Raw genomic sequence first — 21,480 nt, forward strand, 5'->3', positions numbered from 1 at the left:
GACATCGTAAAAAAAACTATGCGTGCATAATATATTACTGAAGTAATTGTACCTTTGGTCAAATTTACTCTAAATGAATATAAAAATAACCGGCACAGGATGTTATATCCCCTCACAAGTAACTCCAAACAGCTCCTTTTCTGCACACCACTTTTTAAATACAGATGGCAGTGTTTTCAATAATACCAATGAGGTGATTATCGAAAAATTCAAGACCATAACTGGTATTGAAAAAAGAAGGTACGTCGCAGATGAGTTTACCACATCAGACATCGCTTATTTAGCTGCTGAAAAGGCAATTGAAGACGCCGGTATCGATAAAGAAACGCTCGATTATATCATTGTGGCACATAATTTTGGTGACATTAAAAAGGGCTCTACCCAAACCGATTGTGTCCCCAGTATTGCCTCTAGGGTAAAAAACTTTCTAAAAATTAAAAATCCGAAATGTGTCGGGTACGACGTTCTTTTTGGTTGTCCTGGATGGATTGAAGGGGTGGTGCAAGCTCAAGCCTTTATAAAAGCGGGAATCGCCAAAAAATGCCTCGTTATCGGTGCCGAAACACTTTCCAGGGTAGTCGATATCCATGACCGAGATTCCATGATTTATTCTGATGGTGCGGGTGCAACGGTTATTGAGGCTACCGAGGAAGAGGGCGGACTCCTATCCCATCTTTCCGCTACCTATGCAGAGGACGAAGCTTATTATCTTTTCTTCGGAAATTCTTACAATAAAGACTGCAACGACAATACCAAATACATTAAAATGTACGGTAGAAAAATTTATGAGTTTGCAGTTACCCACGTTCCAACCGCCATGAAGGAATGTTTGGATGACAGCGGAGTCTCCATAGACGAAGTGAAAAAAATCTTCATCCACCAAGCCAACGAAAAAATGGATGAAGCGATTCTAAAACGGTTCTACAGACTATATAAAAAAGAAATCCCAGAAGGCATTATGCCCATGAACATCCATGAGATGGGAAACAGTTCCGTGGCAACCATCCCTACCCTCTTCGATTCGGTTAAAAAAGGAATGATAAAAAATCAAGAAGTTAATAAAGGAGATGTTGTTATATTTGCAAGTGTAGGCGCTGGAATGAATGTAAATGCGCTCATTTATAAAATATAATATGTACGAAAATAGCTTCCCCAATAAGCGCTATAAAAAAACGATTGAATTTTTAGAATCCAACATTTCAAAACCTGCATCTATTCTCGATTTGGGTGTACGAAATCCGTTTACCGAAATTATGGAAGCGCGCGGTTTCCATGTGGAAAATACCGCAGGTGAAGATTTGGATACCGATTTTCACAACGTAAAAAATTCATCCGCCGAAGTAGTAACCGCCTTCGAAATATTTGAACATTTAATAGCTCCTTTCAACGTTTTAAAAGAAATAAAAGCCGACAAATTGGTGGCTTCCGTACCCCTGCGTTTATGGTTTTCTCCTGCCTACCGCAGCAAAACCGATATGTGGGATAGACATTATCACGAATTTGAAGATTGGCAATTCGATTGGCTCTTGGAAAAAGCAGGGTGGGAAATAAAAAAACGGGATAAGTGGACCAATCCCGTTAAAAAGATTGGAATCAGACCCCTTCTACGAAGTTTTACCCCCAGGTATTATATTGTTTATGCCGAAAGAAAAAAATATCAATAGAGGGCTATGGAATACTATGTCGTGATAACCGCACACAATGAGGAAGATTTTATAAACCTTTGCTTGGAAAGTTTAGTGCTACAAACCTTACTACCAAAAAAAGTAATCGTGGTAAACGATAATTCTACCGATAACACCGAAACCATCATCGATGCTTTTGCCAACGAATACGGGTTTATCGATAAACTCAATGCCATTTCTTCCGCAGAACATTTACCGGGAAGCAAAGTAATTAATGCTTTTAATAAAGGTCTGGCACTTTTGGATGATCATTACGACTTTATTGTAAAACTGGATGCCGACCTTATTCTACCCACGAATTATTTTGAAAGTATTGCGGCTACATTTAAAAACGATCCAACAATTGGGGTGGCAGGCGGTTTTATTTATGAAACTACCGAAAGCGGCGACTGGGTTATTAATCACCCTATGAACAAAAACCACGTGAGGGGTGCCTTTAAAGCTTATTCCAAAAAATGTTTTGAAGCCATCAACGGCCTGCAATGCGCCATGGGCTGGGACACGGTTGATGAACTGCTGGCAACCTATCACGGATTTAAAATTTCCACCATTCCCGATTTACAGGTGAAGCACCTCCGCCCTACCGGTGCCTCCTACAACAAAAAAGCCAAGTTATTGCAGGGAAAAGCCATGTATACCATGCGTTATGGTATGGCCATTTCGGCCATCGCTTCTGCTAAAATGGCGCTCAAACAAGGGAAATTAAAGGTTTTTAAAGATAATATGATGGGGTATTTTAATGCCAAAAGAGAAAAGACTCCTTTTTTGGTTACCAAAGCGGAAGGTAAGTTTATTCGGGAATACCGCTGGAAAAATATACTGAAAAAGATTTTTTAAAATCAATTGGTAAGTCGCAACATCACCTCTATAATTTGCGCAGCCATTAATAATCCCTACTTCTATTCTGGAATATAATCTGGTTGAAGCCATATCATGAACTACTATTGGATTTTCCGAGGATTTGGAAATCACAGATAACGGACTCCAAAATAAATTCAAAATAATAAATTGAAGTTGAAAATCTTGAGTGGAGTTATTGTTAATTTTCTCAAATACTACGCTACTTTGAATTCTCCCTCGTTCATTTCCACACTAAATTTCACATTGGCTTTCAATGCTCGAAATACTTTTAAAATTGTTTCAATGGTTACATTTTTGGTATTCCGTTCCAGTTTGGAAATCTGAGACTTTTGTACGCCAATAAGTTTGCCTAGTTCTTCCTGAGTTAACTTACGGTCTTTTCGAACAGACTTAATCATTCCACCAAGCAACTCCATTTGGAGATCAAATTCATATCTGTCTCGCTCTGGCGTTCCAATTTTTCCGATATCCCTATCCTTTAATTGATCCAATGTCATCATTTTTATTTTTTTATTTTTTTTTGCCATAATGCTATTGTTCAAAATATTCTTTTCTAATTCGTTCTGCTTTTACAATATCCGATTTGGGCACTTTACTTACTTTTTTGACAATTCCATGTGTTGAAACTACCAGCGTTTCAGTTTGGTCTGTCCTGTCCCAAAATGCGAATAATCTATATTGTAATCCACTGTATTTTGTCCTAAATTCCCAAATGTCATCCGTCAATTTCTTGAATAGCCTTGGATCAAGTCCTAATTTGGCTTTATCCATATTATAATAGATTTTTTCTCTAGTTTTTAAGTCTAAACTTTCCAAAAAATCAATTGCTTGCTCAAGAAAAATGACCTCAAATCTTTTGTTCATTCAGTTCTTCTGTCGTGTTATTAAAACAAAGATAAATAAAAGTTGAGTTATATGGAAACTTAATAATCAACAAAATAGGTAAGAAGTTTAGCTATTTTAGCTCTATAGAAAAATTAAAATCAACTTGGCCGATTACATTTATTACCTAAACATAGTTAATCATTAAACGTGTTGGTTTTAGAATTAAAAATAGCGATTAAGCACGAAAGTTGTACGGAATTAGCACGGGTCCTTTTCATTTCAAGCGATTTTTAACCCTAATTAAACTTTTGAAGTGTCTGTGATTCGCAAATTTCTACTATCTCAAATTTATAGCCCGAGAAATTTAAATGGAACCGTAGCCTTAAACTCTTTGGAAGTTTCTCCGGAATAAGTACGATTATTCGATAAATCCAGCTTTTTCACTTTAGCCTTCTTACTAAAATCGACGTTCTTTAAATCAACCCAAAAAGTATTTGGCGTTAAGGCGGACTCAAAATAATAAACCAAGTTTTTCTGATCGGCCACAACACGCCAGCGCGTTGTTGACAAATTTGGATAGCCATCAATCTGAAAACCATAGGGCACAGACACATTTCTAATTACACTAAACACACTTGCCACAGCCACCCTTGTGTTATCGGTCTGCGGAAGCGCATCGATATAAAAAGAGGCTCTTACAAAACGGTCGGCAGCAGTCACAGAACCAGGTAAAAAGGTTTTTCCGGGAATGTTGTTCCAATATTTGGTGATGGCCAATTGCTCCCCAAACGTTGGGTCGTTGGTCATTACCGTATAAGATGGGTCGTGGTGTATCACTAATTTCCCATTGATGTATTCGAATATGGCATTATCTCCAGTAGCATCTGAAATTGACAAATGAACCGTTGTAAACTTATCGGTTCCTGGAATGCAATCCGATACTACTGAGAAATCTTCCCTTTCCAAAGCTTTTACCGCTTCTGCAACAGTGGCAAAATTATCAAGAACATATTGTGCCCAGAGTGAAATGGCCAAACCTTTCTTATCGCCCTTCTTATCGAATTTAGGGTATTCAGATTCCACCAGCCAAAGCATATTTGCTACCAATCCTTTTTCATTCATCCCATCTGGCGTTGAAATATCCCAAGAACTTACAGCAACACTCCCATATTTAGAAACCCATTCAATAGAATTTTTTCCGACCTCCCCATTACGCTTCATACCCCTGGGAAAAATCCATTTGTTTGCTGGAATTTCAATTGAAAAATCCATCGTTCTTCCTGTTAAAACGGTGTTGTTCGGACCTTTATAAACTACTCTCGTACAAGCTTCCGATTTCGGCAAATACCCTACAAGCATTAAGAACAATACTATAATTAAACTGACTGCTTTTTTCATAATAGTATTTTTATTGATTCATATTTTTTTTGGATTTCTATGTACAACTTTTCTTTATATGAAAATCTATTTCAGCATAACCTCCCGCATTTTCCTATAAGCTTTGGCATATACCCCATGCTAACCACCAGATTTATTGGATTTTTATTGTTCTGTCGATCGTAATTATTTGATCTCTAGTTATTAAAGATATTAAATAAATTATCAAAGTAGATTATTAAAATCACACACCCTTGAGGTTTCCAGAAATTTTAAGCTGGAGTTTGAAGTATTTAAAACACCCTAAAAGTAAATGTGCCGCAAATTAGGTTTAGCCATTTAGAAAGCTTACATAGAATCATCAACGATTCAACAGCCCAAAAACAATATTATGGAGTAGATAAAAAAATAAATCTAACCTTGGAGAACTGGGCTAGTGCATTTCATAAGAGCCATTATTGTAAAAAGTTTTTATTCGTTTAACATCCAATTTATCAAATCCATTTTATCAACTATCGCCCAACTATGAGGATGCCGTTCGCCATTTGCTCTGTATCCTTTATTGATTGTCTCGATATATTCAACGTTTTCAAACCCTTTTATTTTTAGACTCTCAGATAATTTTTTGATATAGAAAGCATTCATTTGCTCATAGTCGGCCATTCGATTCTTTTTCCACCAAAGAGTATCAGGTTCCGTATATAGTCTAATTTTCGTCCTTTTTAACTTCTTTAAATTAGAAGTGTTGTCAGTACTAAATGTGAACACAGCTTTGTCTGTAAGCTCCCCTTAAAACCGAACTGTTTAGAAGTATAATAATTTTATTAATTTTAAACAGCAATTATGAGAAAGAGTAAATTCAGTCCGCAACAGATCGCAAAGATTTTAAAAGAATTCGACAACGGCAAAACAGCTGCTCAGATCAGCCGTGAGCACGGTGTGAGCACCGCTGCCTTCTACAAATGGCGGGAACGCTATGCAGGGATGAGCGGTAAGGAGCTAAAACGGTTAAAGGAGCTCGAAGAGGAAAACCGTAAGCTCAAGCAGATGTATGCCACATTGGCCCTTGACCACCAGATGGCCAAGGAGGTTATCGAAAAAAAGCTTTAAAGCCCTGCCGTAAGCGGAGTATCAGCAAAGAGCTCATTCATTACGGTATCAGTAGGGCGTGCCGTGTCCTGGGAATGAGCAAGAGTGTTTATTACTACAACCCGATAGCCAAAGATGACAGTGAGATAGAACGAGCTTTGAAAGAGAAAGCTGAAGCGCATTCTGAAGAGGGGTTTTGGAAGGCTTACGACCGATTGCGGGAAGAGGGCAAGCCATGGAACCATAAAAGGGTGTACAGGGTCTATGTGTCACTGGGGCTTCCCTTGAGAAGAAAGGCAAAGAAACGTTTACCGGCAAGGGTCAAGGAGCCTTTAAATGTACCAGATCAACTTAACCATACCTGGAGCATGGATTTTGTAACCGATGTCCTAGAGAACAAAAGACGCTTCAGGGCCTTTAACATCATCGATGATTTTAACAGGGAGGCGCTCCATATAGAAATAGACTTTTCATTGACCAGCAGCCGGGTGGTTTGGGTGCTCAACCATCTCATCAACAAAAGAGGGAAGCCCCGGAAGATACGGATGGACAATGGGCCGGAATTTATCGCCGAGATCGCATCACAATGGAGCGAAATGCACGAGATAGCTTTCCAGTACATAGAGCCTGGGAAACCAACCCAAAATGCTTTTATAGAACGCTTCAATGGCAGCTATAGACGCGGGGTACTAAACAAATACATATTCCAGAACATTGATCAGGTAAGGGAACAGACGCAAATATGGGTCGATGACTACAATAACCACAGACCTCACGATGCCTTGGGAAAAATCCCTCCGGTAAAATATGCAAAACTTAATTCTACTTTGGCTAGCCAAAGTAGAATTAAAAACGGTATTTTTAAACCAGTTTTAGAAAATTAAGCAGTTCTATTATGGGGAAGCTTACATGTCCTCATATGTTTTAATATTAACTTTCGGATTTCCGAAGTTACTGTCTAAAGTCTCTAACAACCAAGTACTTTCTTGAATTGAAAGTTCTGAAAAATTTCGTGCTATATTTTTTTCTGAAGATTTATACAACGCGACTAAGTCTATTGGCGAATCCACAATAAATACTCCTTTTGGATCAATATTGAATTGTTTCATTCCAACTATAAAATTGCTTATCAAAAGACTTACAACTCCACCACTTGAAAAGCCACCAATAACGATATTGTCAGTCGGTAATTGATTTGCCACAATTATATCCTCTAAACTTTTTGTTAGTTCGTATTTTTCGTTTTCCTCAAGCCATAATTTCTGATTAAAATTGGACAGTATAACAGCAATATTATTTTTTCTTGCAATATCAAGGATTTTAAATTCTCTCTTAATGTCTTCTGCCATTTCTGGATAACCTCCAAATAGAATTAAAACAGCTTTAACTTCTTTATATGGCTTATAAAGTTCATAGCCATCTTTTATGATTTTCGTAAATTCTAATTTTTCAGAAATTGTATGTTCTTTTTCCTGTTTGTTCTGTTTGCAGGAAACAAGTCCAATAAATATTAGAATTAAAATTATTGATGTTCTTTTCATTCGTCTAATGTCCTGTCCTGAAATATGGCTACAGGTTAATAATTGATTTACGCTGTTTTTAAATATACCATATTAGGTGTTTTGAAGTCTAAAGATAAATGTAATCTTATTTCATTGTATAATTTAATAGCATTTTTTGTCGCTCTTTTGGCGTGAGCCACATCAGTAAAGGTCTGGTCAAGATAAAACTCATCTTTTAAGATGCCGTTTACACGCTCAGCCATGGCATTTTCATAACAGTGATTTTCTTCTGTCATGCTAATATCTATTCTATTTCTTTTTAGTATTTGCGTGTACACATTACTGCAATACTGTATACCTCTGTCTGAATGATGGATAAGACTTTTAATATTCTTTGCTTGGTATAGAGCTTTGTTTAAAGCTCGTACACAGCCTTTAAGTTCTAGGCTATCACTCAGGTCGTAACCAATAATCTTCCGGGAATACATATCAGTAATAAGTGCCAGATAGCAAAACCCTTTCACGGTTCTGATGTAGGTGATGTCAGATACCCAAACTTGATTAGGTCTTGTGACTTCTACATCTTTAATGATGTTTTTGTACTTGTAGAATCTATGAAGAGAATTGGTTGTTCTCGAGCTGTATTTCTTTCTAAGAGTAAGCATATTGTGTTTTCTAAGGACATTGAACAAAGTATCTCTGCCCACTTTAAGGTTAGCTTTAACAAACTCATTATCTAATGATTTTATAAGTTTACGTACGCCTTCCCTGGGAAGGGATCTGCGTCTTTTCTGTACTATTTCAACAATCTTCTGTTCTAGCTTTAAACGCTCATCAGCTCTATTTTTATACTTATAATAAGCATCACGTTTTAGTCCAAAACAATGAGTAATAGTCTTTAAAGAAGCAAATCCCTTAGATTTTTCTTTAGCTTTAACTAAGGCTAGATATTTAGCTTTTTTTTAGTTCTGTCACAGATTTATACCCTAATTGTTCAGCCGCTACTTCCAAATAAGAATCTAATACTAAAGCATCTAAATCCTTTTTAAGTAAGAGTTGTTTTAGTTGTTTAATTTCCTTTTGAAGCGCTTTAATACGTATTATTTCGTCTTTAGTTTCCACTTTTATCCTGGTGTTCATAAGGTCTTTACGGTTGTACTTTCTAATCCATTCATTAATAGTGGTAGGAGCAATACCATAGAGTTTACCGAGTTGATACTTGTTTAACTTTCCAGTGGTAAGTTCGTCTAAAATTTTTAGTTTAAAGGGTTCTGAATACCGTCTGATTACTTTGTCATTTTTGTACATAATGTTTAAAATTATGTAGCCTTTATTCAGGACAAGACAAAATGCACCACAACGTGTTTGTATAAAATTAGTTGCGTTATTCAAGCAACTAATTTAGCAAGTACACACCAAACTGAAAATCCGCAGGGATTTTCAGAAGTAGGCGAGAACAAGCAATTACTAATAGCTATTATTGTAAAACGTTTTTATAATTCAGCTTTGTATAGGTTTTCCATATTTTCTAATGGTCTTCCTAATAATTTTTCTGCTTCTTTTTGTCCGTTTGTTTTTTGTTCAGAAGTCAGTTTAGTTTCTAATTCTTGTATTTCTTTTACAATCTGTTGTTGTTGAATGTAAGGGAAGTCCCTTTTAAATTCATTGAATATTAAAAACCACTGATAGCTTTTAAAAAGGTCTTTCTCTAATTCTCCGCCATCTCTGTACATCTGGGCAAGCTGTAATCTAACTGAAGTTATGTAACCACTTTTTGTTAAATTCTCTGGGTTTTTAAGTTTTCCGAGTCGTGTTGCCCATTCCAACATTTTGTCCATATTTTTTTCAACTCCCATTCCTGAATAATAGCAGTTAATTACATTCCACATACAAGTTCCGTCACTATTTTCGGCACACTTTAGTCCAAATCAAATGCTTTTTTATAGTCTTGTTCAACTCCGTCTCCATTTCCATAAACCATCATCATTTGATAAAGACCATCGTTAAATCCTTGTTCAGCAGATTTAGCAAACCACTCAATTCCCTTTTCAGTATTCTGTTCAACGCCAGCTCCTGAGCGATAACAGTAACCTAAATTATATTGCGCTTCTGCATTTCCTAATCCAGCCAACTTTTTTAAGATAGGGATTGCTTCTTCAAATTTTTGTTGTTCAATTAACTTTTTAGATTGCTCATTCAATTCGTCCGCAGTTTGTCCGAAAACATTAATGCTTAAAAAAATTAGAATTAAAAATATGATTTTTTTAGTCATTTGTTTTTTCAAAATGTTTTACAACGTGTTTGTATATGATCTGTTGCATAGGCTTTCCCGAACTATTCTAAGTACAAAACCAAGTTGAAAAACACGATAGAATTTTCCAAATAAGCTCTGACTAGCAATGGCATATATACAGTGTTGGCAATTGGCTTTTTTTGTTAATAATCCTGAACCAAAACTTCGGTCGGAATGTGAAGAGTCGTGTTCAATTTTCTAATCATTTCCAAAGTCAGTTTACGTTTTTTGTTTAAAATTTCACTAACTCTACTTTTAAATCCTACAACTTCAGCTAAATCCTTTTGTTTCATTCCCATTTGCTCCATTCGGAACTTGATTGCCTCGATTGGGTCAGGCATTCCAATTGGAAAATTCTGATTTTCATATCGGTCGATGAGAATTGAAAGAATTTCCAATTCGTCTCCCTGGTCAGTTCCTTTTTTTGCATCAAAAATGTCCTCAAGTCTGTCGAGTGCTTTTTGATAGTCTTTTTCGTTTCTAATTGGTACTATTTTCATAATCAGATATTATTTGCGTCAATTTTATCATATTCTGCGTGAGTTCCTATAAACCTAATCCAGCAGATTTGGTATTCAAAGTTGAATTTTACAATCAATCGGTAATTATTTCCTTTAATGTTGTAAACAATTCTGTTATCCTTTAAAATGCTGGCACTTGGGTAATCATTTTTTAGTTCGTTGATATTATTCCATTCCGATTTTTCTGTTTCTCTGTACCACGACTTTAATTGTTCATCACAGTCAGCGTGTTTTTCCCAAAAATCACGTAAGGTTCTTTTCGCTATTACTCTCACATTATACTTGTTTGTCGCAAATATAATAAAAAGTTACCAAAACGGTAACTATTTTTTTCAGCTTGTTGCCAACTCCTACATAAACACAATAGCGTTTATTTCTTTTTCAAATCTAATAAATTATCTTTTTTCTGTATCATATAAAAAATCTTTCTATCGATCGACCCTTTTACATCATTAAAAAACCAAACTTTTAGCCTAAAACATACAGTGTTTAGGTGCCAAGACCCTATGTTTGGGTTAAACAGCCAAAGTTTGGATCATATTAATTAAAATTTTAAGTGTCATAACCAAAGCTTTTAAAAAATCCCCCAAATTTTTGACGAGGTTTTAGAAAATTTTAAGGTAAAAGGCTAAAAACATGATTGTTTAACCGAAACGACTCGTTACTATACCCAAACATATCATCTCGCCACTTAAATGGAACGTGTTTACGGCTTAACATTTAGGTAGGCCACCTAATCTTTTAGGTTTGCTACCTAAATTGTTAGGCGAGGAGATTAAAATTTTAGGTCTATAACCTAATGGTTTAGCCCGAGAAGTTAATTATTTATATTCTTACCTAAAAAAAGGTTGTTCAAAAAGTAAAGTTAGCTGTCTTTTCGAGCGTCCGAACGCAATTGCTTTCGGACAAAAAGCGGGAAATATTGTTAATTGTAATAATGATTTCGACTCCGCTCCATCTGACAGAAATATCCTTTAAATGACTTTTTGAACAACCTTGTTTAATGTTATAAGTAGAAGGCTTTAAAGCTTAATCTATCACCTCTGGAATGGGCTCTCCACTTTTTCCATTTGGAAACGCAATTCCCAATAGGGAGCAAATGGTATTTGCTATATCTGGAATTTCAGTGCGTTTTACCGTTTCACCATGGTTAATTCCTTTTCCGAAAAACACTAAAGGCGTATGCGTATCGTAAGCATATCCCGTACCATGGGTGGTGCCTTTTTTAGAGCCAGAATTTATATAGCCGGGTTCTAAAACTACAAGCACATCTCCCGATCTTTTGTAGTTGTAACCCATTTGCAAGCTACTGGCCATCCCTTGGGTAAATTCTTGGTTTCTCATTGCCGTTCCTGTATAGGCTTCAGCAATATGTTTATAGTCTTTAATTTCAGTTACAATGGCGTTTTCTACTTCAGTAGAAGACAATCCTAAAGATTTTATAACCTCCTGATCCAGGAAAATCTGTTCGTTGGAAAAGTTTTTAACGAGCTTATCACTGCCAAAAGTTGCCTTTAGAAACTTATTTAAAGGATCTAAAAATTCTTTTTTATGGAAGTTTCCTCCAGGGATTTCCATACTTTTCAAATAACTTGGCACTTCTACCGCTGCATGATCTGCGGTTAAAAATACGGTGTATTCTCCTTTTCCCACTTTTTTATCGAGAAACGACAACAGTCTTGCCAAGTCCTTATCCAACCTTAAATAGGTATCTTCTGTTTCTTTAGCACTCACACCAAAACGATGCCCCACATAATCGGTGGCGGAGAAACTTACCGCTAGAAAGTCGGTAATGGCATCTTTCCCTAAATCTTCCCCTTCGATGGCTGCTTCGGCAAAATCTGTGGTAAGTGAGTTCCCAAAGGGCACTCCTTTTAACAGATTAAACTCTCCATTTTTCTCCCATAACTTGGGTAAATCGTGTGGAAAAGTTGGTCTGTCTTCACCAGAAAAGGTTTTCTCAAAATCGTTATCATCTTCAATACTCTCGGTATAAGTGCTAAGGTCGTACAGCGGCTCCCATACTTTTTTATAGCTCTCTGCAGCGTTGGATGCATTGAAACGTTCTACCCATTTTGGCAATTTATCCATATAATAGGTACTGGTAATCCAGTGCCCTTCATCTTCACCCTGAAACCAATAAGCACCATCGGCAGCATGGCCCGCAGGAAGAATAGACCCTCTATCTTTTAGGGAAATCCCAATTACTTTTCCTTTGGAAGCTGTCGCCAATTTTAATTGATCTGTCATGGTACTGGCAAGCATTCTTCGTGGCGACATTTTACCGGCATCTGTTTTGGTGCCCAAACATGCTACAGTGGCATCCTCGGTGCAATAAACCGACCTATCCTCTACCTTATCGTACCAATCGTTACTTATAATCCCGTGGGTTTTGGGTGTCGTTCCAGTATACACAGACGCATGTCCCGCTGCCGTTTTAGTGGGGATATAGTTAAAATGATTGTTTTTACAATTATAACCTTCATTAATCATTCTCTTAAATCCGTCTTCCCCGTATTTATCCCAAAATCGCACTAAATAATCGTACCTCATTTGGTCTACAACAATTCCTACTACCAATTTGGGTTTTGTAAACGGCTCTTTTTTTACTTTTTGCTGTGCCTGTAGCGTTACCCATCCGAAGAAAAGCACGCCAACCAGAAAAACATTTTTCATTCTTTGTACTGTTTTCAACAAAATTAAGGTTTATAACTTTTTGGAAGTTTAAATATTGGTTAAAAGAGAAGTAATTTTATTTTTTTACTTTAGCTGATCTATTTTGAACGCATGACATACTTAGAAAATATTGGGAGATACTTTATAATGCTAAAAGAAGTTTTTAGCAGGCCAACCAAATGGAGTATGCTTAAAAAACTTATTTTTAAGGAGATAGACGATCTTATTTATGGTTCTTTGGGAATCATTATTTTTATATCCTTTTTTATAGGTGGGGTGGTTGCCATACAAACCGCCTTGAATATCGACAATCCTTTAATTCCAAAATACTTGGTTGGTTTTACCACACGGCAATCTGTTATTTTAGAATTTGCCCCCACGTTCACCTCCATAATAATGGCGGGAAAAGTTGGTTCTTATATTACTTCAAGTATTGGCACCATGAGGGTTACAGAACAAATAGATGCTTTGGAGGTTATGGGTGTAAACTCTCTTAACTACTTAGTTTTTCCAAAAATAATCGCTCTTCTTTTATATCCGTTTGTTATTGCCATCGCCATGTACATGGGTATTTTAGGAGGATGGTCGGCTGTGGTTTTAGGTGGGTACAGCACCAGTGCAGAATTTATTAAAGGACTTCAAATAGATTTCGATACGTTTCATGTTGTTTATGCCTTTACTAAGGCATTGGTCTTTGCTTTTATATTGGCTACCATTCCTTCTTTCTACGGATTTTATATGAAAGGGGGAGCACTTGAAGTTGGGAAGGCGAGTACATCGTCTTTCGTGTGGACGAGTGTGGCTATTATTATAGCCAACTATTTACTAACTCAAATGCTATTAGGGTAATGATAAAGGTTGAAAACATACATAAATCTTTTGGTGGGGTTGAAATATTAAAAGGGATTTCTACCAATTTTGAAAAAGGTAAAACCAATTTGATTATTGGGCAGAGTGGATCGGGAAAAACAGTGTTTTTAAAGTGCCTGCTAGGGCTACACCGCCCAGAAGAAGGACAAATTATCTACAACGACAAGAGATACTCCGACCTTGACGAAGACCAAAGAACGGACCTGCGACAAGAAATGGGGATGGTTTTTCAAGGAAGCGCCCTGTTCGATTCTATGACCGTTCAAGAAAATGTGCTGTTCCCACTCCGAATGTTTTCCAAATTCCCTAAAAATGAAATGGGAGATCGTGTGGACGAAGTTTTAAAAAGGGTAAACCTTGTAGATGCCCACCACAAATTACCTTCAGAAATCTCTGGAGGGATGCAAAAAAGGGTAGCCATTGCCAGGGCCATTGTAAACCGACCCAAATACTTGTTCTGTGATGAACCAAACTCTGGACTCGACCCTAAGACGGCCATTATTATAGACCAACTTATACAGGAAATCACCAAAGAATTTGACATCACTACGGTAATTAACACCCATGATATGAATTCTGTGATGGAAATAGGTGAAAAAATTGTGTTCCTAAAAGATGGCTTAAAGGAATGGGAAGGCACCAACAAACAAATATTCAAAACCGAAAACGAAGCCGTAACCAGTTTTGTGTATTCTTCTGACCTGTTTAAAAAAGTACGGGAAATTTATATTAAGGATGCTTAAAACAAAGCTCAAGCACGTTCACGTACAGTCTGCGGTTTTATTAAAATAAGGTAGTCGGTTTGCATGAAGGTAGAGGATCACACTACTTTTTCTTAGTACTCTGTACTTAATACTTTGTACTTTAAACTTTTTAGTTTCACCAAAAATCAATACAACAATTTCAACTCCTTTAAATCGAATTCCTTTAAAATCTCATCTTCCATTAAGATCTGCAAACACCCATTTTGGGCCACCCCTTTTATAAAACCCATTATAAGTTGGCCATTCTGCAATTTAAAAGTAGATGGTTTATCCCTGCGGAATAAATACTTCTCATATTTTTCCTTGATTTTAAAAAGCTCTCTTCCGGCAACCCAATCTTCGTATTTTTTTGTTTCTTCAATAATTTTTTGAAGCACTTCTTCTTTGTTATAATGAACGCCGGTAATTGATTTTAAGGAAGATGCATTGGTAACACCTTTGAAATCGGTTTGGTTTAAATTGAGCCCCACCCCGATAATGCACGCAGTCATTTCTCCATTCTGAATCACACTTTCAATTAAAATTCCGCATATTTTACTATTCACTGACAAAATGTCGTTAGGCCATTTAATTTTCAATTGTGGGATTGTGAAGTATTTCAAGGCATCGTAAATAGCTAAAGACACAGCCATACTCAAATAAAACTGCTCGCTTTTGTGCAAATATTTAATACGTTTAAACACGCTAAAAGTGAGGTTTTTCCCCGGCTCCGACACCCAAGTGGTTCCCATTTGCCCCCGGCCTTTATCTTGGCGCTCGGTCATCACCACAGTATAATCTTTTACTTCTTGGTGTTGTGCCAGTTGCCTTAAAAAAGAGTTTGTAGAATCGGTGGCATCAAGTTTGATTAAATTCATATAGAATTACTACATTAAATATGTAATGTTATGTTAATTTGAACCATTTTGAATAGTTAAAAAACTAAAAAAATAATAACTTTGTGAAAATAAAAATTTTTAATGGCAAAAACGAATAGTAGCGCAGATCAATTAATAACATTTATCTTAAAAGGGATTGAAGAGGTTAAGGGAAAAGATGTAAATATTTTAGACTTAAGAGATATTGAGAATACGGTTTGCGATTACTTCATAATCTGTAACGGTACTTCAAATACGCAGGTAAACGCCATCGTAAATTCCATTCAGAAAATAGTAAGCCGTGAGGCTAAAGACAAACCTTGGCATGTAGAAGGAACCGACAATGCCGAATGGGTACTTATGGACTACGTGAATGTGGTTGTGCATGTTTTTCAAAAACATGTACGCGAATATTACGATATTGAAGGATTATGGGGCGATGCAAAGGTAACCGCTATTTCTAATTAATAACTTGCAGTTTTCTCAAGATTTAGATTCAAGCAGTTGAAATAAATAATTAAACTTTTTCGATTCAAAAGTTTCGAAATATAATGCCTTTCACGGCGGAACAAGAACAAGAATTAATGGCAAAAGAAAATAACAATAATACAAGTCCTAAAAAACCAAAATTTAGCTCTTACTGGATATACGGTGCTATTTTGGTTATTATTATAGGTATGCAATTTTTTTCGGGAGGAAGTAGCTGGCAAACACCGCCAGATATTACACCTGCAAAACTTCAAGAGTTTTTAAAGGATGGTGATGTTAGTAAAATTCAGATTATTACCAACACGAGGCAAGCGAAAGTTTTTTTAACGAAAGAAGCGCAACAGAAAGACATCCATAAAAACGCGCTTAGCAAATCGCTAATACCATCTTCTACACAGGTACCCCAGTACCAATTAAAGTATGGGGACTTGCAGAACTTCGAAAACGATATTAACAATACCATTAGCGAAGACAATCTTGCGGCTTCCGTAGAATACGAGCAAGAGTCGAATCTTTTTGGGGAACTGTTGTTTTCCATTCTTCCTTTTGTAGTGATCATTGGTATTTGGATATTTTTAATGAGAAGAATGTCTGGCGGAGCTGCAGGAGGTGCTGGCGGACAGATTTTCAATATCGGAAAATCGAAAGCGCGCTTGTTTGACGAAAAAACCGATATGAAGGTAACCTTTAAAGATGTTGCTGGATTGGAAGGTGCTAAAGAAGAGGTTCAGGAAATTGTAGATTTTCTTAAAAACCCGGAAAAATATACTTCCTTGGGAGGTAAAATCCCTAAAGGAGCCTTATTAGTAGGGTCTCCAGGTACTGGTAAAACACTTTTGGCAAAAGCAGTTGCTGGAGAGGCAAAAGTCCCTTTCTTCTCTCTTTCGGGATCAGATTTTGTGGAAATGTTTGTAGGTGTTGGAGCTTCTAGGGTTCGAGATCTTTTTAAGCAAGCCAAGGATAAATCTCCCGCTATTATTTTTATCGATGAGATTGATGCCATTGGTAGAGCAAGAGGAAAAAATAATATTACTGGCAGTAACGACGAGCGTGAAAATACCTTAAACCAGTTGCTAACGGAAATGGACGGTTTTGGCACCAACACCAATGTTATAGTATTGGCAGCAACCAACCGTGCAGACATCCTGGATAAAGCATTAATGCGTGCGGGTCGTTTTGACAGACAGATTTATGTAGATTTACCAGATGTTAGGGAACGTAAAGAAATTTTTGAAGTACACTTACGCCCAATTAAAACCTCAGAAACCTTAGACCTTGAGTTTTTGGCAAAACAAACTCCTGGATTCTCTGGGGCAGATATTGCCAATGTTTGTAATGAAGCAGCTTTAATAGCAGCCAGAAATGGCAAAAAAGCTGTAGACAAACAATCGTTCTTGGATGCGGTAGATAGAATTGTGGGCGGATTGGAGAAAAAGAACAAGATTATTACTCCTAGCGAGAAAAAAACCATTGCTTACCACGAAGCTGGTCACGCTACAGTTAGCTGGATGCTCGAACACGCTGCTCCATTGGTTAAAGTTACCATAGTGCCAAGAGGACAAAGTTTAGGTGCTGCTTGGTATTTACCAGAAGAACGTTTAATTGTGCTTCCAGAACAAATGTCAGACGAAATGTGCGCGGCATTAGGAGGAAGAGCAGCAGAACAAGTTATGTTTGGCAGAATTTCCACTGGTGCTTTAAGTGATTTGGAGAAAGTAACAAAACAAGCCCGGGCCATGGTCACCATTTATGGTTTAAATGAAAAAATAGGTAACTTAACCTATTACGATTCCAGCGGTCAATCTGATTATAACTTCTCGAAACCTTATAGTGAAGAGACTGCGCAAACCATAGATAAGGAAATCTCTAAAATAATTGAGGAGCAATACCAACGTGCTATCAATTTATTGGAGAACAACAAAGACAAACTCACAGAACTTGCCGACCGCTTGCTGGAAAAAGAGGTTATCTTTAAAGACGATTTGGAACGAATTTTCGGGAAACGTCCTTTTGAAAAGGAAAAACCTGAAGCGGAAGAAAAAGTGGAAGAACAATAAATCATACAAACAGGGGGAGTTTATAAAATTTCCCCTTGTTTTCTACGTTATACTTAATAATTTCATATTTTTATATAGAGTAGACGAAAAAATACAATATAATTCCCCCTTAAAACAAGAATGAGCTTATTTAAAAAACTTTTCGGATCAAAACAAAAAAAAGAAGCATCTGCTACTGGCGCTGATCAAAGAGGAAAGTTTATGCCAGAAATTAAGCTTCCAACCGATGAAAAGTTTACCATTAATTTCAAAAAAAATGGCGGTAAATTTCTTTATTGCGATTCTCTAGCAGAAATTCACGATTGTTTTAAAAATATCCTTTCAGAGAATAATTGGTCCACCCAGCAAGTATGTTGTTTAGATCCTAAAGTAAATGAAATATTTAAGGACTCTAAATTTAAAAATACCAACAACTGCACCAATTCGACCATTTTACTTTCGCCTTGCGAAAATTTGGTAGCAGACAATGGTGCTATTCTTATATCTTCCAATCAAATTAAAGAGAGTAAGCTCAACGACTTACCCGATAATTTTATAATTTTCGCTACTACAAGTCAGCTTGTAGATACCATTGGAGAAGGTTTAAGAGGTATTAAGAATAAAAACAAGAATCAAATTCCCACAAACATTACTACCATAAAACACTTCAATATAAAAGAAGAAAATGATTTTCTTACTTACGGAAGTAGTTCAAAAAACTTATATTTGCTGCTTCTGGAAGACCTATAATTTTAGCGTTTTCTGGAAACTAATATAAATTAAAACCTAACTGTGTGAAAGAACTTCTAAAACGTGCCTTAACTGGTATAATCTATGTTTTTTTACTTTTGGCCGCAGTATTTTTAAGTCACGATGCTTTTGACTTTCTCTTCTTAATCTTCGGTATTATTTGTATTTACGAGTTTAAAAAGATAATTCGATTAAGTGGGTTTTATATTTTCGTGGCGTTTCTGTTGGTTTGGTGGCTTTTTATATACCTCCTTGGGGAATTGGAGCAACAACCCATACTCCGCAACATCCTTTTAATTGTTTGCATTACGGTTAATTTAATCTTGGCAAGACAGCTCTTTTGGAAAAAGAGGATTATCTATTCCAACGCACAAAAATTTATACTCACCCTTTCATATATTGGCGGAGGCTGTATTTTCCTTACCATGATCCCTTATAAAGAACCCGACGATTTTGCAGAATCTTTAATTATCGGTATTTTTATATTGATATGGGTAAACGATTCTTTTGCCTATTTAGTGGGGAGAACTTTTGGTAAAAACAAGCTTTTCCCAAGTGTATCCCCTAAAAAAACTGTAGAAGGCTTTTTAGGAGGTTTGGTATTTGCTTTAATCGCATCTTATATTTTATATTTATACTCGGGAGAGCTCAACTTGATACAATGGACAATTTTAACTATTGTAGTAGTTATTACAGGTTCTGTAGGGGATTTGGTAGAGTCTAAATTTAAACGATTGGCAGGCGTAAAAGACAGTGGTGCTATTTTACCCGGCCATGGAGGAATGCTAGATCGACTCGATAGCCTTATCTTTGCTGCACCTTTTGCATACTTAACACTTCAAATTTTTCATTATGTTCCATAGAGAAGGTTATAAAATTATAGCTATCGCCTTTATTTTCGCTGCGATTGGAATTATCTTAGCACATTTTTACATCGATGTCAATTGGCTAAAATTAACTGTACAGATAGCCTTTTTGGCTGTTCTTGTATTAATACTTCAATTCTTTAGGAATCCGAAACGGGTTACCAATGTTACCGATGAAAATATTATTGCTCCGGTAGATGGAAAGGTTGTGGTGATTGAAGAAGTTTTTGAAAAAGAATATTTTAAAGATAAGCGCCTTCAAGTGTCTATTTTCATGTCCCCTGTAAACGTTCATGTTACGAGATATGCCCTTAGCGGAATTGTAAAATACAGCAAATACCATCCTGGCAAATTTTTAGTGGCATGGCACCCGAAATCTTCAGAAGAAAATGAACGAACCACTGTGGTTATCGAAAACCCAGTTTATGGAGAAGTGTTATATAGACAGATTGCCGGAGCTATGGCAAAGCGTATTGTTAATTATGCAGTAGAAGGCGAAGAGGTAGTACAAGGTGCCGATGGCGGATTTATAAAATTTGGATCTCGGGTAGACCTGTTTCTCCCCCTCGGAAGCGACATCAAAGTGGCACTTCATCAAAAAGTAAAAGGAGGTATCGACATTATAGCGTCTTAGAAATGACCGAAGAAGAATTACATAAAGAATTTGAAGCAGCCGTGGAACGCGTAAACAGTTATGAAAACGCGTTTCCAGCAGATTTTCTTTTGCGTCTCTATGCCTACTATAAAAAAGCGACTCAAAACAGTGAACCACCCAGCTCTCGACGCTCCATTATAAATGCATTTAAAGCAAACGCCTTATTCCAAGCAAGAGGCCTTAGTGAAAATGAAGCCAAAGAGCACTACGTAGCCTTGGTAAAAGAGTACTTTAAATCTTAAGCACTACCCTATTTCCCTTATAATTTCAATGAATAGAATCTCATTTCATTTGCATGTTTAAAATAATATTTAGATATTTATCTAAATATTTAAATAATGAACGCGATTTTTAAGGCTTTAAATGACAAAACCCGTAGGGAAATTCTAAATCTTTTAAAGCAAAAAGATATGAGCGCGGGCGATATCGCCGAAAAATTTAATATTTCCAAACCGAGCATCTCCCATCATTTAGAGCTTTTAAAGAGGGCCGACCTTGTATACGCTAAAAAAGAAGGGCAGTTTATTATTTATTCCATCAACACTACCATTTTAGATGATCTACTAAATTGGATACTAACCTTAAAAAACCAAGAAAATGAAAACTAAAAAATTACCTGAGTGGCTATATGCACTTATAATTCTAATACCCTTTGTTTATCTAGCCGTTATCTGGCAAAATCTTCCTGCCGAAGTACCCTTACACTTTAACTATGAAGGGGAAGTGGACAGGTACGGGGATAAAATGCAAGTCTTACTAATACCAATCCTGTTGCCCCTATTAACATACTTGATCCTATGGGCTATTCCTAAAATAGATCCCAAAAAGCGTATTAAGGAAATGGGCAATAAATACGACAGTTTAAAATTCTTCTTAGTAATTTCTATGTCCGCACTGGCATGTTACATCATCTTTGCGATAGAAAAGGGATCGTTAAACACAAATGGACTTTATATCGTTATCGGGGTCTTGGTTGCCGGACTTGGTAATTATATGCAAACCATAAAACCTAATTATTTTATTGGCGTTCGTACACCTTGGACTTTGGAGAACGATATCATTTGGAAAAAAACACACCTATTAACAGGCAGGCTTTGGATTATTGGCGGCATACTCATTATTGCCATTAGCTTCCTATATAGCAATATATTCTCAAGAAGCGCGTTTATCGTTTTGATACTAACCATATCGTTCGTCCCTATTTTATATTCCTATTTACTTTATAGAAAGACTTAGGCATTCTTTAGATGGAGTTCCACGAAGTGTTTTATAAATTCTTATTTACATATTCTCAAAATAAAAAAACTAAATACCATTGTCAGCTTAAAAAACACAATAAATTGGCCTGAAGAAAATACTAAAAA

General features: G+C 36.4%; 26 protein-coding genes. 14 read left to right on the top strand and 12 right to left on the bottom strand.

Going from position 1 to position 21,480, the window contains the following annotated elements; genetic code table 11:
* Positions 1 to 73 precede the first annotated feature (73 nt).
* From HX109_RS02435 to HX109_RS02445, 3 genes are read left to right on the top strand one after another with little or no spacing between them, the layout of a single operon-like run.
* Positions 74 to 1,132, top strand: a complete 1,059-nt coding sequence (locus tag HX109_RS02435; RefSeq protein WP_178949630.1) for a 3-oxoacyl-ACP synthase III family protein — start codon at positions 74 to 76, stop codon at positions 1,130 to 1,132.
* A 1-nt stretch (position 1,133) separates the two neighbouring features.
* A complete protein-coding gene (locus HX109_RS02440; RefSeq protein WP_178949631.1) occupies positions 1,134 to 1,664 on the top strand; it encodes a methyltransferase in 531 nt (176 codons plus the stop codon).
* 6 nt (positions 1,665 to 1,670) lie between these two features.
* Positions 1,671 to 2,522 (top strand): glycosyltransferase family 2 protein, encoded by an 852-nt coding sequence (locus HX109_RS02445; RefSeq protein ID WP_178949632.1) that lies wholly within the window; start codon positions 1,671 to 1,673, stop codon positions 2,520 to 2,522.
* 218 nt (positions 2,523 to 2,740) lie between these two features.
* Here the strand turns inward: HX109_RS02445 and HX109_RS02450 are convergent, their stop codons facing one another.
* From HX109_RS02450 to HX109_RS02460, 3 genes are all read right to left on the bottom strand, one after another.
* Positions 2,741 to 3,046, bottom strand: coding sequence for a helix-turn-helix domain-containing protein (locus tag HX109_RS02450; protein WP_255462742.1), 306 nt, complete (start codon positions 3,044 to 3,046; stop codon positions 2,741 to 2,743).
* Positions 3,047 to 3,077: 31 nt separating this feature from the next.
* Complete coding sequence (locus HX109_RS02455) at positions 3,078 to 3,410, bottom strand: type II toxin-antitoxin system RelE/ParE family toxin (protein WP_178949634.1); 333 nt, start codon at positions 3,408 to 3,410, stop codon at positions 3,078 to 3,080.
* A 309-nt stretch (positions 3,411 to 3,719) separates the two neighbouring features.
* A complete protein-coding gene (locus HX109_RS02460) occupies positions 3,720 to 4,769 on the bottom strand; it encodes a linear amide C-N hydrolase (protein WP_178949635.1) in 1,050 nt (349 codons plus the stop codon).
* Positions 4,770 to 5,591: 822 nt separating this feature from the next.
* Here HX109_RS02460 and HX109_RS02465 point away from each other — a divergent pair.
* A protein-coding gene (locus HX109_RS02465) for an IS3 family transposase (protein ID WP_178949636.1) occupies positions 5,592 to 6,721 on the top strand; the annotation gives its coding sequence in 2 pieces (ribosomal slippage) (positions 5,592 to 5,853 and positions 5,853 to 6,721; 1,131 coding nt in all).
* 21 nt (positions 6,722 to 6,742) lie between these two features.
* Here HX109_RS02465 and HX109_RS02470 read toward each other — a convergent pair.
* The 8 genes from HX109_RS02470 to pafA form a co-directional block, all read right to left on the bottom strand.
* A complete protein-coding gene (locus HX109_RS02470) occupies positions 6,743 to 7,378 on the bottom strand; it encodes a hypothetical protein (protein WP_178949637.1) in 636 nt (211 codons plus the stop codon).
* 47 nt (positions 7,379 to 7,425) lie between these two features.
* Positions 7,426 to 8,232: an IS3 family transposase gene (locus HX109_RS02475; RefSeq protein WP_178954012.1), complete on the bottom strand. Its 807-nt coding sequence runs from the start codon at positions 8,230 to 8,232 to the stop codon at positions 7,426 to 7,428.
* Between the two features lie 58 nt (positions 8,233 to 8,290).
* Complete coding sequence (locus tag HX109_RS02480) at positions 8,291 to 8,647, bottom strand: transposase (protein WP_178949638.1); 357 nt, start codon at positions 8,645 to 8,647, stop codon at positions 8,291 to 8,293.
* 185 nt (positions 8,648 to 8,832) lie between these two features.
* Positions 8,833 to 9,195: a sel1 repeat family protein gene (locus HX109_RS02485; RefSeq protein ID WP_255462743.1), complete on the bottom strand. Its 363-nt coding sequence runs from the start codon at positions 9,193 to 9,195 to the stop codon at positions 8,833 to 8,835.
* Positions 9,196 to 9,257: 62 nt separating this feature from the next.
* On the bottom strand, positions 9,258 to 9,623 hold the full coding sequence (locus HX109_RS02490) for a tetratricopeptide repeat protein (protein ID WP_255462744.1): 366 nt from the start codon (positions 9,621 to 9,623) through the stop codon (positions 9,258 to 9,260).
* Between the two features lie 152 nt (positions 9,624 to 9,775).
* Entirely contained in the window at positions 9,776 to 10,132 is a 357-nt protein-coding gene (locus tag HX109_RS02495; RefSeq protein WP_178949639.1) for a type II toxin-antitoxin system HigA family antitoxin, read from the bottom strand.
* A gap of 2 nt (positions 10,133 to 10,134) precedes the next feature.
* Positions 10,135 to 10,428, bottom strand: coding sequence for a type II toxin-antitoxin system HigB family toxin (locus HX109_RS02500; RefSeq protein ID WP_178949640.1), 294 nt, complete (start codon positions 10,426 to 10,428; stop codon positions 10,135 to 10,137).
* 754 nt (positions 10,429 to 11,182) lie between these two features.
* The gene (gene pafA, locus HX109_RS02505) at positions 11,183 to 12,829 is read right to left on the bottom strand and encodes an alkaline phosphatase PafA (RefSeq protein ID WP_178949641.1); all 1,647 of its coding nucleotides are present in this window, start codon (positions 12,827 to 12,829) and stop codon (positions 11,183 to 11,185) included.
* A gap of 111 nt (positions 12,830 to 12,940) precedes the next feature.
* Here pafA and HX109_RS02510 point away from each other — a divergent pair, with 111 nt between their 5' ends.
* Positions 12,941 to 13,678 carry an MlaE family ABC transporter permease gene (locus HX109_RS02510; protein WP_178949642.1) on the top strand — a complete coding sequence of 246 codons (738 nt, stop codon included), beginning with the start codon at positions 12,941 to 12,943 and terminating at the stop codon, positions 13,676 to 13,678.
* Entirely contained in the window at positions 13,678 to 14,442 is a 765-nt protein-coding gene (locus tag HX109_RS02515) for an ABC transporter ATP-binding protein (RefSeq protein ID WP_178949643.1), read from the top strand. The genes HX109_RS02510 and HX109_RS02515 overlap by 1 nt, the downstream gene beginning before the upstream one ends.
* 146 nt (positions 14,443 to 14,588) lie before the next feature.
* Here the strand turns inward: HX109_RS02515 and HX109_RS02520 are convergent, their stop codons facing one another.
* Positions 14,589 to 15,320, bottom strand: a complete 732-nt coding sequence (locus tag HX109_RS02520) for a biotin--[acetyl-CoA-carboxylase] ligase (RefSeq protein ID WP_178949644.1) — start codon at positions 15,318 to 15,320, stop codon at positions 14,589 to 14,591.
* Positions 15,321 to 15,422: 102 nt separating this feature from the next.
* Here HX109_RS02520 and rsfS point away from each other — a divergent pair, with 102 nt between their 5' ends.
* The 8 genes from rsfS to HX109_RS02560 all read left to right on the top strand — a co-directional run bounded on the left by rsfS (position 15,423) and on the right by HX109_RS02560 (position 21,352).
* On the top strand, positions 15,423 to 15,788 hold the full coding sequence (gene rsfS, locus HX109_RS02525) for a ribosome silencing factor (RefSeq protein ID WP_178949645.1): 366 nt from the start codon (positions 15,423 to 15,425) through the stop codon (positions 15,786 to 15,788).
* A 116-nt stretch (positions 15,789 to 15,904) separates the two neighbouring features.
* Positions 15,905 to 17,866: an ATP-dependent zinc metalloprotease FtsH gene (ftsH, locus tag HX109_RS02530; protein ID WP_178949646.1), complete on the top strand. Its 1,962-nt coding sequence runs from the start codon at positions 15,905 to 15,907 to the stop codon at positions 17,864 to 17,866.
* 120 nt (positions 17,867 to 17,986) lie between these two features.
* Positions 17,987 to 18,595: an LUD domain-containing protein gene (locus HX109_RS02535; RefSeq protein ID WP_178949647.1), complete on the top strand. Its 609-nt coding sequence runs from the start codon at positions 17,987 to 17,989 to the stop codon at positions 18,593 to 18,595.
* A gap of 44 nt (positions 18,596 to 18,639) precedes the next feature.
* Positions 18,640 to 19,458, top strand: a complete 819-nt coding sequence (locus HX109_RS02540; RefSeq protein WP_178949648.1) for a phosphatidate cytidylyltransferase — start codon at positions 18,640 to 18,642, stop codon at positions 19,456 to 19,458.
* Entirely contained in the window at positions 19,448 to 20,095 is a 648-nt protein-coding gene (locus HX109_RS02545; RefSeq protein ID WP_178949649.1) for a phosphatidylserine decarboxylase family protein, read from the top strand. The genes HX109_RS02540 and HX109_RS02545 overlap by 11 nt, the downstream gene beginning before the upstream one ends.
* A gap of 2 nt (positions 20,096 to 20,097) precedes the next feature.
* Positions 20,098 to 20,358, top strand: coding sequence for an acyl-CoA-binding protein (locus tag HX109_RS02550; protein ID WP_178949650.1), 261 nt, complete (start codon positions 20,098 to 20,100; stop codon positions 20,356 to 20,358).
* 96 nt (positions 20,359 to 20,454) lie between these two features.
* Complete coding sequence (locus HX109_RS02555) at positions 20,455 to 20,724, top strand: autorepressor SdpR family transcription factor (protein WP_178949651.1); 270 nt, start codon at positions 20,455 to 20,457, stop codon at positions 20,722 to 20,724.
* Positions 20,714 to 21,352 (top strand): SdpI family protein, encoded by a 639-nt coding sequence (locus tag HX109_RS02560; protein WP_178949652.1) that lies wholly within the window; start codon positions 20,714 to 20,716, stop codon positions 21,350 to 21,352. Before HX109_RS02555 ends, HX109_RS02560 begins: the two co-directional genes overlap by 11 nt.
* Positions 21,353 to 21,480 lie beyond the last annotated feature (128 nt).

Origin of the sequence: Galbibacter sp. BG1 (assembly GCF_013391805.1) — a bacterium.
Classification (GTDB): Bacteria; Bacteroidota; Bacteroidia; order Flavobacteriales; family Flavobacteriaceae; genus Galbibacter.

Excerpts from the sequence above, each read along its gene's own strand:
- HX109_RS02435 (WP_178949630.1), top strand. The coding sequence starts at position 74 with ATGAATATAAAAATAACCGGCACAGGATGTTATATCCCCTCACAAGTA.
- HX109_RS02480 (WP_178949638.1), bottom strand. The coding sequence starts at position 8,647 with ATGTACAAAAATGACAAAGTAATCAGACGGTATTCAGAACCCTTTAAA.
- HX109_RS02450 (WP_255462742.1), bottom strand. The coding sequence starts at position 3,046 with ATGATGACATTGGATCAATTAAAGGATAGGGATATCGGAAAAATTGGA.
- HX109_RS02550 (WP_178949650.1), top strand. The coding sequence starts at position 20,098 with ATGACCGAAGAAGAATTACATAAAGAATTTGAAGCAGCCGTGGAACGC.
- ftsH (WP_178949646.1), top strand. The coding sequence starts at position 15,905 with ATGGCAAAAGAAAATAACAATAATACAAGTCCTAAAAAACCAAAATTT.
- HX109_RS02455 (WP_178949634.1), bottom strand. The coding sequence starts at position 3,410 with ATGAACAAAAGATTTGAGGTCATTTTTCTTGAGCAAGCAATTGATTTT.
- HX109_RS02440 (WP_178949631.1), top strand. The coding sequence starts at position 1,134 with ATGTACGAAAATAGCTTCCCCAATAAGCGCTATAAAAAAACGATTGAA.
- rsfS (WP_178949645.1), top strand. The coding sequence starts at position 15,423 with ATGGCAAAAACGAATAGTAGCGCAGATCAATTAATAACATTTATCTTA.
- HX109_RS02535 (WP_178949647.1), top strand. The coding sequence starts at position 17,987 with ATGAGCTTATTTAAAAAACTTTTCGGATCAAAACAAAAAAAAGAAGCA.
- HX109_RS02555 (WP_178949651.1), top strand. The coding sequence starts at position 20,455 with ATGAACGCGATTTTTAAGGCTTTAAATGACAAAACCCGTAGGGAAATT.
- pafA (WP_178949641.1), bottom strand. The coding sequence starts at position 12,829 with ATGAAAAATGTTTTTCTGGTTGGCGTGCTTTTCTTCGGATGGGTAACG.
- HX109_RS02520 (WP_178949644.1), bottom strand. The coding sequence starts at position 15,320 with ATGAATTTAATCAAACTTGATGCCACCGATTCTACAAACTCTTTTTTA.
- HX109_RS02485 (WP_255462743.1), bottom strand. The coding sequence starts at position 9,195 with ATGGGAGTTGAAAAAAATATGGACAAAATGTTGGAATGGGCAACACGA.
- HX109_RS02515 (WP_178949643.1), top strand. The coding sequence starts at position 13,678 with ATGATAAAGGTTGAAAACATACATAAATCTTTTGGTGGGGTTGAAATA.
- HX109_RS02470 (WP_178949637.1), bottom strand. The coding sequence starts at position 7,378 with ATGAAAAGAACATCAATAATTTTAATTCTAATATTTATTGGACTTGTT.
- HX109_RS02510 (WP_178949642.1), top strand. The coding sequence starts at position 12,941 with ATGACATACTTAGAAAATATTGGGAGATACTTTATAATGCTAAAAGAA.
- HX109_RS02495 (WP_178949639.1), bottom strand. The coding sequence starts at position 10,132 with ATGAAAATAGTACCAATTAGAAACGAAAAAGACTATCAAAAAGCACTC.
- HX109_RS02560 (WP_178949652.1), top strand. The coding sequence starts at position 20,714 with ATGAAAACTAAAAAATTACCTGAGTGGCTATATGCACTTATAATTCTA.
- HX109_RS02545 (WP_178949649.1), top strand. The coding sequence starts at position 19,448 with ATGTTCCATAGAGAAGGTTATAAAATTATAGCTATCGCCTTTATTTTC.
- HX109_RS02445 (WP_178949632.1), top strand. The coding sequence starts at position 1,671 with ATGGAATACTATGTCGTGATAACCGCACACAATGAGGAAGATTTTATA.
- HX109_RS02460 (WP_178949635.1), bottom strand. The coding sequence starts at position 4,769 with ATGAAAAAAGCAGTCAGTTTAATTATAGTATTGTTCTTAATGCTTGTA.